Raw genomic sequence first — 11,430 nt, forward strand, 5'->3', positions numbered from 1 at the left:
TTGTTTTTCAAAACTGAACAATTCAAACACAATTACCATTTCCTCCCGTAAATGTAACAGAAAAAGGGTGTTATGATGAATGTGCAGCAAGAAAACAACACATTCATTAAGGAGGAATTCATCTTTATGAACAAGAAAAAAATGTTATCAGCAGCAACAGCATTAACATTATTAGCATCACCGCTCGCAGCAGGAAGTGCAGATGCTGCAAGTCCGGAGCAAGTAAAAACGAAGGTACAGACTCTTCAATTAAACGGTAATCAAGAAGATTTAAATAAATATATCCAAGACATCCTATCAAAATATGGAGTCGATGGTCAGAATATCAATCTACAAGGCCAAAATATCAATCTGCAAGATTGTGTGAATGGCCAGGTTCCACAACAACAGGGTCAAAAAGCTGAAGCCCCTGCCCCGCAAGAGGCACCAAAAGCTGAAGCTCCTGCACCAGAGCAGCAAGCACCTAAAGCTGAAGCACCAGAAGCAGCTGCCCCTGCGCCTCAAGAACAACAGGCACAGCCGCAAGCTGAGCAAAAGCAGCAAGCTGAACCAACGGCAGAAACTGGCCAGTTGAGTGAGTATGAACAAAAAGTGGTTGAATTGACTAACCAGGAACGTGCAAAACAAGGTCTTCCTGCCCTTGAAGTGGATGCTGAACTAAGTAAAGTAGCAAAAGAAAAATCCCGCGATATGCAGGCAAACAACTACTTTTCTCATGACAGCCCGACTTATGGTTCTCCATTTGATATGATGAAGCAATTCGGTATCGAATATTCATCTGCAGGAGAGAACATTGCAATGGGTCAGCCTACTCCAGAAGAAGTAGTACAAGCTTGGATGAACAGTGAAGGCCACCGTAAAAACATCATGAATTCAAACTACACTCACATTGGTGTGGGGTACGTTGAAGACGGTCATTACTGGACACAGCAATTCATTTCTAAATAAGGATCAACAACCTGAGCAGCCTCTTATCAAGGGGCTGCTTTTTCTTTTCGTCAAGACCGATTAAATAAATATTGATGTACGGAAAAACAGAGTCAGCTAATAGTTGCATTTCATCGCAATGATTCTTAGTATGGTAATATAAAGACTTTGTGGAGTGGATTTTGGTGAACAATGATAAATCAGTTCTTATAACGGGAGGCGCTAAGGGATTAGGCAGCCGGACCGCAATAGAATTTTCGAAAAACGGTTATAAAGTATTCATAAATTATCGACAGGATGAAGTCCATGCAAATGATTTTGCAAGGCAATTAATGAACACTTACGGGAATGAAGTTTTTTCCGTCAAGGGTGACGTCTCAGATCCTGAAGAGTGCAGGAACATGACGGAGCTTATCAATCAGGAATCAGGCGGTATAGATGTCTTGATCCACAATGCCGGCCCCTATGTAAAGGAGCGAAAAACATTTGATGAGTATTCGCCTGATGAATGGAATTACATAGTTAATGGGAATTTGAACAGCGTATTTTACCTGACCCGGTTGTTGATACCTCAAATGAGGGAAAATAAGTGGGGCAGGATCATTACATTTGGTTACGACCGTGTGGAAACTTCCCCGGGCTGGATATACAGATCTGCTTTTGCGGCAGCCAAGGCAGGACTGGCTTCTTTCACAAAAACAATTTCAATCGAGGAAGCTCATAATGGGATCACGGCCAATATGGTCTGTCCCGGCGATATTGTCGGTGATTGGAAAGAGGATGAAATCGAACATGCCCAGAGAGAAAAAGATGCTTCCACTCCCGTCGGCCGTCCAGGTACTGGTGAAGACCTGGCAAGGGTCGTTGAATTCCTTTGCCGGGAAGAATCTGATTTCATTACAGGTGCGATCATCCCGGTAACCGGGGGAAAAGACGTTCTCGGGAAAATATTCCATAAATAAAAGAGATTCGCTCCATAACGGGCGAATCTCTTTTTTAAGCTTTTTCTTTCACATATTCCTTTTTGAATCTATTTTGAATAAGAAGCAATCTGCCTGAAAGGGTCACTGCACCTGCAGTCAAGCCCGAAGTCAGGCCAAGCCAGTATCCATAAGGACCGAAATCCGTATAATTGGCCAGCAGGTAACCGAGCGGCAATCCGATCACCCAATAAGAAACCAATGCCATGATAAACGTGATATTTACATCCTTATATCCCCTGAGAGCACCCTGTACCGGTGCCTGAACCGCGTCGGAAAGCTGAAAGAACACAGCGTATAAAAGGAAATGACCAATGAGTTCAAGTACATGGGAGTCATCTGTATATAGGTACGATATTTCAATACGGAAAGCATAAAGAATCAATCCGTAAATCACAGCCAGTATTAGAGCGATCAAAACGCCCATCCAGCTGTATATCTTTGCGTCTTTAAGTCTTTTGGCACCCACTTCAAAGCCCACGACAATGGTCAGGGCCATGGAGATGCTTAAAGGAATCATATAAAGGAAGGATGCAAAATTCAGCGCTGCCTGGTGAGCCGCGATGACTGCGGTTGTATATTCACTCATCAATAACGTGACAGCCGAAAAGATACTTACTTCAAAAAAGATCGACAAGCCGATCGGGACACCGATCTTGAAGATTTCTTTCCATTTTGTGAAGCTTGGTTTTTGAATCGCCCTAAAGATGAAGAACTCCCGGAAAGGACTTTTCGTATGAATCACCCAGAATGCAACGATCGTGATGATCCAATAGGTGATGGCTGAAGCATAGCCTGCCCCGATTCCGCCATGTTCCGGGAGCCCAAGTTTCCCGAATATAAAAACATAATTCAATACAACATTTATAGGGAGTGATAATAAGGTGATGAACATCGTCACTCTTGTCAGACCGAGTGCATCGATGAAGGACCTTAAAACATTGTAGACGAATAAGGGGACCATTCCGAATGATAAAGCAATCAAATACTCTCTTGCGACCCTGTGAACATCCTCTTCTAAATCCATGCCTGCAAGGATCGGATCCATGACGGCCGATCCGATTATGAGGACGATCAAGGACAGGAATATGGCAGCATACACACCCTGAAATACGGTGTATGGGACTTCCTTCTTCTTGCCTCCGCCGATCAGTTGGGCAACAATCGGGGTCACGGCCAGGAGAATCCCGCTCAGACCGGTGAATACCGGTACCCAGAGGGATGAACCGATGGCAACCCCGGCGAGATCCGTCGGAGAATATTGTCCGGACATGATCGTATCAAAAAAATTCATCGCAAACATGCCGAGTTGGGTGACAAGGATAGGGACAAGGATGATGGATAGCTGTCCCAGTTTTCCTTTTATATTGTATGTCTGTTTCATTAAGTGTCTCCTTAGTCAATTTCTTTACGACAGCTGAAGTAGTATTTCTTGATAAACCTTAAATACACTATCATAATGTACCATAATTCCTGGAACACGAGTAACTCCAAATTCCCCAGTGTATGAAACTTTATAGAGGGTATTAAAGGAAATGGATGATTCATTGTTCTATCCGCTGCGAATTTTTGATAAAGTGTATAATGATAGTTTAAAATGATACCGATTATATTGAGATAGGAGTACATATATATGAACAAGCATATTTTATTTACGGGCGGCGGTTCTGCCGGCCACGTTACAGTGAACACAGCTTTGATTCCTCATTTTGAAAAAGAAGGTTGGAGAATTACCTACATAGGTTCGGAAGAAGGGATCGAGAAGGAGATCATCACGGATCAGTTCCCTCACATCCCTTACAAAAGTATATCGAGCGGTAAACTCCGCCGGTATTTCTCGTGGAAGAATTTCACCGATCCCTTCAGGGTAATGAAGGGGGTAATGGAAGCTTTGTCAGTCATCAGAAAAACAAAACCAGATATCATCTTTTCAAAAGGCGGTTTTGTTTCGGTCCCGGTGGTAATGGCCGCAAAAATGGCAAAAGTGCCGGTAGCTATCCACGAATCTGATGTCACGCCGGGTCTGGCAAATAAATTGGCCGTTCCTTTCGCTACAAAGATTTTCACCACTTTTCCTGAAACAGTGAAGACACTCCCTGCGGAAAAGTCGTTATGTGCCGGTGCCATCATTCGTGAGGAATTGTTCAAAGGTGATGCGTCGGAAGGAAAGAGACTTTCAGGATTTTATAATGATAAGCCTGTGCTGATGATCATGGGAGGAAGTCTTGGGGCAAGAAAAATCAATGAAGCGGTAAGAGCGAATCTCGATGAACTTTCTTTAAAGTTCCAGATCATCCATATATGCGGGAAAGGGAATATCGAAGAGCAATACAAACAAAAAGGCTACAGGCAGTATGAATTCATAAAAGCAGACCTCCCGCATTATCTGGCCATGACAGACTATGTCATTTCACGAGCCGGGTCCAACTCCATTTTTGAATTTCTGGCGTTGAAAAAACCTATGCTCCTGATCCCGCTCTCAAGGGAAGCGAGCAGGGGAGACCAAATCCTTAATGCAAACAGCTTTGTGAAGCATGGCTATGCCCTTTCATTGGAAGAAGAAGAGTTGAACGAAGAAAGCTTCTTATCCAAAGTCAAGGAATTGGAAACAAACAGTGATACAATGATCAGTAATATGGAAAGAGGAGAAAAAGCATATACCATTCAAGACATGTATGAGGAACTTTCATCAATGGCGCGTTAGAAAGTCATTTGCCTGCCCTTCAAGCATATAGTATACAAATGGTTGAAGGGGAGAAGTGAGATGGCATATCAGTTTTCAAAAGGATGGTACCTGCAAGAGCTTAAAAAAATGGGAATCAATCATCATCCAATCGAAAAGAGAAAATTGGAAAACTATAAAACGTTTGTTGTCCGGAATTTGTATTTTGAGAAAATCGCCAAAAAGAAGTAATGAAAATAAATATAAGAACTGAACGCAGGGGTGCTTGTCTGGAATTTTCAGATAGGCCGTGTGTTCAGTTCTTTTTTTATGAACAACCCACATCTCGGAACGTATAGAACTTTTTCAGTTGGTTATCATAATGTTTCCTGTTTTGATTAGGAAAAACTTTTTTCACCTTCTTTCATTTAATTTTCATGTTAACGGATTATATTAACTGTATTAACGAATCCAGAGGTAAGCATATGACAACAAAATCCAGACAAATCACCCGCTCTTCTTTTTTTAGCCAATACGATTCCAAACCCAAGGGAACGAAAGTCGATACTCCTTTATCTGGCCGGCAGCATTATTTTGGCGGGTGCAGGTATCCTCCTCATTTCATTTTATAGGGATGTCCTTATGGGGATGGATGAAGAATCCTACGAAGAATTCCTCGAACAATTCGGGTCCGCTGCAAGAATTGTATATTTTGCCGTCCTCAGCATCTTTCCTGTTTTCTTATTGCTGAAGTGGAAGGGCTTGAAGAGGATGAAAAGGGGAAGTATTAAATTTAAGTGCATCATCCAATATACATGGAAGCTGTTGAGGAAATGGCATGTCCCGCTTGCACTGCTCGCTTCTGCAGGTGTTGTGCTGCACGGGTGTTTGGCATTAACCAGAGATTTTCAATGGTATTTCACGAACACGACAGGAACCCTCTCGAGTATCATTCTCTTCTTCCTTATGATAATGGGCTTTAAGCGCTTTAAAAGGAAGGATAAAAGCTGGCATCTTAAACTTGCCATAACGTTTACAGTACTGTTTATGATCCATGCTTCATTTTGACAACCATATAATAAAAGCGGGTGGGACAAGAGTATTGTAAAGTAAGTAAAACCCGAACCAATTTGCCTTAAAATTGGCAAATTGGTTCGGGTTTTTTAGTCTTATATTTAGTATTGAATCTATCCAGCGGTTGATTGGAGTGCAAGACGAAGACTCCTGCGGGAAAAGTAGCTTATGTGAGACCCCGCAGGAGCGCAAGCGACGAGGAGGCTCACGGGCTACCCGCGGAAAGCGAAGTCTTGCATGGAAATCAATAGCGGTGTTTAGAGCATATAACTATAATATTCGTCTTAAGACAGTGTAAGTAGCGTTTTGTTCAGCTGCTTTTTCTTCTTCTTACGCCTCAAGCGCCTGCTCTTCCTCGGCAGATTGCTGAAGCTGATATAAATAAAGTGTGTAAAGATCTTTAGGGATTTCATATAAATCATAAACCTCTTCCTGAGCATTTAATTGATCATAAAGAGATTTCCTCGATTCATTCGCTTTGACGACATAAGGGAGTTTTTCCGCAGCCTTTTGGGAGCGGGTATTCACCTTTCGGATCCTCATGAAAATGGTTTCCATGCCCAGTTCAAAGAAAAGCTCGGAAAAGAATGCATCCTTTGCAGGCTGATTATACCCCTTGCCGTGATACGGCTTGCCAATCCATGTTCCAAGGAAGCCTGCGTTTTCCTGGATATCGAATAAATTAATCGTGCCGATGGCATTGCCCCATTCATCCAAAATGGTCCTGGAAATCAATTCGCCGCGTTCTTCAGCTTCTATCGTTTGTTTTGACAAGAATAGAAATTCTTCATAGGAATACGCTTTTTGACGCACAAAAGGGAAGACATCCGGGTGCACCATCAGGTCATAAAGAGTATGACACTCATGTAATTCACGTTTCTTGATCATAGTAGACCCTCCTTGAGGGCAGTCTTCATGCGTACGAATCCACCCTCGAAATTTTTAAAAGTTAACTAAAAAATTTCGGGGTGGGAATCGAACCCACTAAGACCAGTCAAGAAACTGGTGGCGCACCTTTTGCCTTCCCTCCATTACAATCGCTCTATTATAAATAGATCGCGCTTAAGAACAATGTAATCGGAAATATATATCCTTCTGTATCATATATGAATTTTTTCAAAAAGGGAATAGGGAAAATGATGAATTTCGCTAAAAATTTTTAACAAATTTCTACAAATTCTGATATGCGATTTCTCCATTCACCACGGTCATGACAGGCTTTGCCATGAAGTGGAAAGGATGGTGGCTCCAAATGACCAAATCTGCATCTTTGCCGGCCTCAAGAGAGCCGATCCTATCATCGACGCCGAGGTTTCTGGCTGGCGAAATCGTTATCCCTTCCAATGCTTTCTGCTCATCGAGACCTTCACGAACAGCAATTGCTGCACACATATTCAGGTACTGGATAGGGGTATAAGGGTGGTCGGTGGTAATGGATACCCCCACACCGGCTCCGGTCAATTTTTGATACGTGATCCAGCTCTTGTTTTTCAATTCGACTTTAGACCGGCGGGTAAAAGTCGGCCCGACCGATACCATCAGGTTTTTCCCTTTTAATTCATCGGCGATAAGATGCCCCTCTGTACAATGTTCGATCCGCAAGTCGAGATTGAATTCTTCCGCAAAGCGGATGGCCGACAGGATGTCGTCCGCCCGGTGGGCATGTATCCTTACAGGAATTTCTCTTTTCAATGCGGAAACGAGGGGAGCCACTCTCAGTTCTTCTGGCTGGTCACAATATTTAGCTGAAAAGAAAGCTTCCCTCAGCATGCCCATGATACCCATCCGGGTGATCGAATCATTATTCCCGTTACTGTGTATCCGTTTCGGATTTTCCCCCAAAGCCAATTTCAATCCCGACGTTTCCTTGATCATCATCGAACGGATGGAGGATCCGTGTGTCTTGATGACAGAGGTCGTTCCGCCGATTACATTGGCACTCCCCGGCATTACGTTCACGGCAGTGACCCCGTACTTCAGTGCATCCGTAAATCCTGGATCGAGCGGGTAGACGCCATCGAAGGCACGGATGTGGGGAGTCATGGGTTCGATTGTTTCATTCGCATCATTACCTGCCCATCCAGTTCCTTCATCGTATAACCCAAGGTGGGTATGAGAATCGATGAACCCTGGAAATACGTATTTCCCCCGGCAGTCAATCACTTTGATATTCGGAGGCACATCGATGTTATGATTGTAGATTTGCTTGATTTTCCCATCTGAAATGTAAATGGAACCATTTGCGATCGGCTGGGAAGTGACCGGATAGATGACGGCGTTTACTAATAGTATGGAATTCATAGCTAATCCTTTCATTTTCCGAGTGGTATATTACTCCTATTTTAATCAATTTTCCCTAAAAAAAGAAGTCATGCCTTCTTTTTATTTTGAATAAATGAGTAGAGCAGATACACACTTGTGGCTGCGATGGCAATGAAGCTGAGAGGCTTTATGTATCTGACCCCGATTACTTCGATATGTTCCCAGTGGGTTCCAAGTTCCATTCCAATGACCATGAATAACAGTGTCCATGGAAGCATGGCTGCAAATGTATACAGAGTGAAAGCAGGCAGGGACATACGACTTATTCCGGCCGGGATGCTGATTGCATGGCGCACTACCGGAATGAACCTCGCAGTGAAAATGACGATGGTGCCATAACGCTCGAACCATGATTCCGCTGATTCGATATGCTTTTCAGATATAAACAAATACTTCCCGTATTTCTTGAAAAATGGCCTGCCGCCGTAATACCCAAGCCAGTAAAGAAAGAGCTGGGCAACAGTTCCGCCGATCACCCCTGCCATAAAAGCCCCTATAAAAGAGAATTTTCCCGAACTGACCATAAAGCCCGCATAACTTAAAACAAGCTCGCTTGGAATCACTTCGATCATGAGGGCAAGTGCGACTCCTATATATCCCAAATCCGTTAACATTGTCAAAATATTGGTCAACCACTCGTGATTCATCCCATACCTCCTACATGACTCCTGAGAATTGCAGAACGAGAATCAGGATTCCCAATGCCCATACATAATAAGAAAATATTTTTAAAGAATGCTTTTTTAAAAAATTCACCATCGAAACAATGGCGAGGTACCCGAAGACAGCTGCGGTAACCGTACCAACCGCAAGGCTTGAAAACGAAATCGCCTCCACATGGCCGCTCATCATTTCCTTGCCTTGAAAGACAATTCCACCGAGAATCGCCGGTGTTGAGAGAAGGAATGAGAAATAAGCAGCCGTTTCCCTGTCGAGTTTCCGGAAAAGCCCCGCTGCTATGGTAAGCCCGGAACGGGATAAGGCGGGGAAAATGGCCGCCGCCTGAAAGCTTCCGATCACAAGGGCATCCGTATAGCTGATATCATCCAGTTTCTTATGACCGTTCTTCACACCATCCGCCATGAACATGATCAATCCAGTAGCCAGAAATTCCCATCCGATCGTAGAACCGCTTTTCGATATAGAGTCGAAAAAATCTTCAAACGACAAGCCGACGATCACAGCAGGGATTGTTCCGATTACAAGGATCCAAGTCAGTTTACTGAAAGGATGCCTGATCATGTGGAGAAGTTCTTTCTGATAAAAAACAAGCACCGCCACCAGAGTCCCGATATGCAGCATCGTATCAAGGAACAACCCTGCTTCTTCAAGACCAAAGGCGAACCTTCCCAGAAAAAGATGTCCGGTGCTTGAAATCGGAAGAAACTCGGTCAATCCCTGAATGATTCCGAGCACAAAAGCTTCAAATTTATCCATTTTGGCATCGAACCTTTCATTTGAAATACGTTGGACAAACCACCTCACTTAACGTATATTCAAAAGCTGAGCATTTCATGAAAAAGATCGCCATATGATGAAACTTTTATAAAGGGAAAACGTAACTATAGATGAGGCATTTATAATCATTAAAAAGGAGGGAATAAGATGCCCTCGAAAGACGAAAGATTATTGGCAGCACTCATTTATGTAATAAGCTTTTTCACAGTCTTCATTGGACCGATCATCCTATGGCTCTGGAAAAGAGATGACTCCGAATTCATTGATTACCACGGGAAAGAATACCTTAACTTCCTCATTTCCTATACAATCTACGGAATCGTCAGTTCCATACTCGTGATCGTACTGATCGGACTCGTCCTTGCCCCTATCGTAGGAATCCTGGCCCTGATCTTCACAATCCTGGCCGCCATCAAAGCCTACCAAGGAGAAACCTACCGAATCCCCACAGTCATACATTTTATTAAGTAGGTTGTTTGGTTTCAGATTGAATAAATTTGAGTAGGTAATGGATTTAGCATCGTCCGGACTCTTTGCTTATGGGAGAAATGAGAATGGTTATTTCCAACACACTAGCTGTTGATTGGAGTGCAAGGCGGAGACTCCAACCAGAAAAGCGGAAGGGCTTTGCTCAGAGGCGTGTGGCATAAGACGAATCGGCCTGGAAGGCGTTCTTTGCCTTCTTGGTCGGTTTGGCTTATGACATGTGCCTCTAAGCCCTGGAGCTGGACAGATCCTCCTCCTTAATATGGAAGGGAGGCTCACGGGTCACCCGCGGAAAGCGAAGACTTGCACGGAAATCAACAGCGGAATAAGAAGGCAAAATTAATTTTCTTAGAGCTCACGGGCACAAATCTGTGAGCTCTTACCCATTTATCTGGAATTCTATTGACAATTACAACCTAAACTTGATAGTTTATATAAAAATAACTTCTCAGATACATAATTTGATAGACCCCAAGGCTTAAGGAAGAAGGGAAGAAAAACATGACACGGATCGATAACAAAGAAAGACTGCTCAGACTCATGACCATCTTCAGCCAGGAAACAGACGAAGACCATGAACTCAATCTCGATGAAATCATACACCGTTTCCGACAAATTTACGGTCCTGACGTAAAGCTGAATAAAAACTCCTTGAAAGATGACATCAATCACCTTATCAATCACTCATTCGATGTCACCATCAATCAGGAAAAAGACGGGCTTCCAAAATACTACAGTCATCAATATCGCCTGTTCGAATTATACGAACTCCGCATGCTGGTCGACGCCGTAGTATCCGCAAAATTCATTACAAAACAAGAAACACGTCAGCTGATCGGTAAAATCAGAAAATTGACCAGCAACCACCAGGGAAAAATGCTTCAAAATGAAATTCAAGTCGATTCTTCAATAAAAAGTGAAAGCCCCTATATCAGATTGGCGATTCACGATCTTCACCAGGCCATCTCAGAACGCCGTGTCATCACCTTTCAGTACGGCCGGTATGACATTGACAAGAATTTTAATCTGAGCCACGAAGGCAGCCTTTACAAAGTAAAGCCATATGCACTTACGTGGGCAAATGATTTCTATTACTTGATAGCCTACTATTATGAGGCGGGCGAAATCCGCCATTATCGGGTAGATCGTCTGCGAAATGTATCCATCCTGGAGGAATCATTTCCATACGAATCATTTGATGTTTCTAAGTATGTTCAATCCACTTTTCATATGTTTGCCGGCGATGAAGAGTGGATCAAAGTTAAATTCCATAACGGCTTGATCAATGTGATCATTGATAAATTCGGCAAGGAAGCAGACATCCGTAAGTATGATGATGATCATTTCATCTTATCAACTAAAGCAAGAATCAGCGGCGGACTCGTCAACTGGATACTGAACTTCGGCTCCAAAGCAAGAGTGATTTCACCCCCCTCACTGCTCCAAACAGTCAAAGAAGAAGTAACCAATATGAACAAACTATATGGGAACTAAAAAATCCTGCATCCCGCTAGCGTGTTC

Annotated in this window: 12 protein-coding genes; 7 read left to right on the plus strand and 5 right to left on the minus strand. The window is 43.2% G+C overall.

Annotated features, from left to right (window positions below; all coding sequences use genetic code 11):
- The first annotated feature begins 126 nt into the window (after positions 1 to 126).
- Both BHE18_RS11705 and BHE18_RS11710 read left to right on the plus strand, forming a co-directional pair.
- Entirely contained in the window at positions 127 to 948 is an 822-nt protein-coding gene (locus BHE18_RS11705) for a CAP domain-containing protein (protein WP_071618889.1), read from the plus strand.
- A 164-nt stretch (positions 949 to 1,112) separates the two neighbouring features.
- Positions 1,113 to 1,889 carry an SDR family oxidoreductase gene (locus BHE18_RS11710; RefSeq protein WP_071618736.1) on the plus strand — a complete coding sequence of 259 codons (777 nt, stop codon included), beginning with the start codon at positions 1,113 to 1,115 and terminating at the stop codon, positions 1,887 to 1,889.
- A gap of 34 nt (positions 1,890 to 1,923) precedes the next feature.
- On the opposite strand, the gene BHE18_RS11715 is transcribed toward BHE18_RS11710, so the two are convergent.
- Complete coding sequence (locus tag BHE18_RS11715) at positions 1,924 to 3,291, minus strand: MATE family efflux transporter (RefSeq protein ID WP_071618737.1); 1,368 nt, start codon at positions 3,289 to 3,291, stop codon at positions 1,924 to 1,926.
- Between the two features lie 249 nt (positions 3,292 to 3,540).
- On the opposite strand from BHE18_RS11715, the gene BHE18_RS11720 reads away from it, so the two are divergent.
- The 3 genes from BHE18_RS11720 (at position 3,541) to BHE18_RS11730 (ending at position 5,637) form a co-directional block, all read left to right on the plus strand.
- Positions 3,541 to 4,611, plus strand: coding sequence for an undecaprenyldiphospho-muramoylpentapeptide beta-N-acetylglucosaminyltransferase (locus BHE18_RS11720; protein ID WP_071618738.1), 1,071 nt, complete (start codon positions 3,541 to 3,543; stop codon positions 4,609 to 4,611).
- A 60-nt stretch (positions 4,612 to 4,671) separates the two neighbouring features.
- On the plus strand, positions 4,672 to 4,821 hold the full coding sequence (locus tag BHE18_RS11725; protein ID WP_071618739.1) for a DUF2639 domain-containing protein: 150 nt from the start codon (positions 4,672 to 4,674) through the stop codon (positions 4,819 to 4,821).
- 390 nt (positions 4,822 to 5,211) lie between these two features.
- Positions 5,212 to 5,637 (plus strand): hypothetical protein, encoded by a 426-nt coding sequence (locus BHE18_RS11730; RefSeq protein WP_083573731.1) that lies wholly within the window; start codon positions 5,212 to 5,214, stop codon positions 5,635 to 5,637.
- A gap of 336 nt (positions 5,638 to 5,973) precedes the next feature.
- Here BHE18_RS11730 and BHE18_RS11740 read toward each other — a convergent pair whose 3' ends face one another.
- The 4 genes from BHE18_RS11740 to BHE18_RS11755 form a co-directional block, all read right to left on the minus strand.
- Complete coding sequence (locus BHE18_RS11740) at positions 5,974 to 6,531, minus strand: GNAT family N-acetyltransferase (RefSeq protein WP_071618742.1); 558 nt, start codon at positions 6,529 to 6,531, stop codon at positions 5,974 to 5,976.
- 282 nt (positions 6,532 to 6,813) lie between these two features.
- A complete protein-coding gene (locus tag BHE18_RS11745) occupies positions 6,814 to 7,944 on the minus strand; it encodes an amidohydrolase (protein ID WP_071618890.1) in 1,131 nt (376 codons plus the stop codon).
- 68 nt (positions 7,945 to 8,012) lie between these two features.
- The gene (locus BHE18_RS11750; RefSeq protein WP_071618743.1) at positions 8,013 to 8,612 is read right to left on the minus strand and encodes a DedA family protein; all 600 of its coding nucleotides are present in this window, start codon (positions 8,610 to 8,612) and stop codon (positions 8,013 to 8,015) included.
- Positions 8,613 to 8,622: 10 nt separating this feature from the next.
- Positions 8,623 to 9,402, minus strand: coding sequence for an undecaprenyl-diphosphate phosphatase (locus BHE18_RS11755; protein WP_071618744.1), 780 nt, complete (start codon positions 9,400 to 9,402; stop codon positions 8,623 to 8,625).
- Between the two features lie 168 nt (positions 9,403 to 9,570).
- Between BHE18_RS11755 and BHE18_RS11760 the strand changes: the two genes are divergently transcribed.
- Together BHE18_RS11760 and BHE18_RS11765 are read left to right on the plus strand one after the other, a co-directional pair.
- Positions 9,571 to 9,894, plus strand: a complete 324-nt coding sequence (locus BHE18_RS11760) for a DUF4870 domain-containing protein (RefSeq protein ID WP_071618745.1) — start codon at positions 9,571 to 9,573, stop codon at positions 9,892 to 9,894.
- Positions 9,895 to 10,410: 516 nt separating this feature from the next.
- Entirely contained in the window at positions 10,411 to 11,403 is a 993-nt protein-coding gene (locus BHE18_RS11765) for a helix-turn-helix transcriptional regulator (RefSeq protein WP_071618746.1), read from the plus strand.
- Positions 11,404 to 11,430: the final 27 nt, after the last annotated feature.

Source organism: Rossellomorea aquimaris (assembly GCF_001877785.1).
GTDB lineage: Bacteria > Bacillota > Bacilli > Bacillales > Bacillaceae_B > Rossellomorea > Rossellomorea aquimaris_A.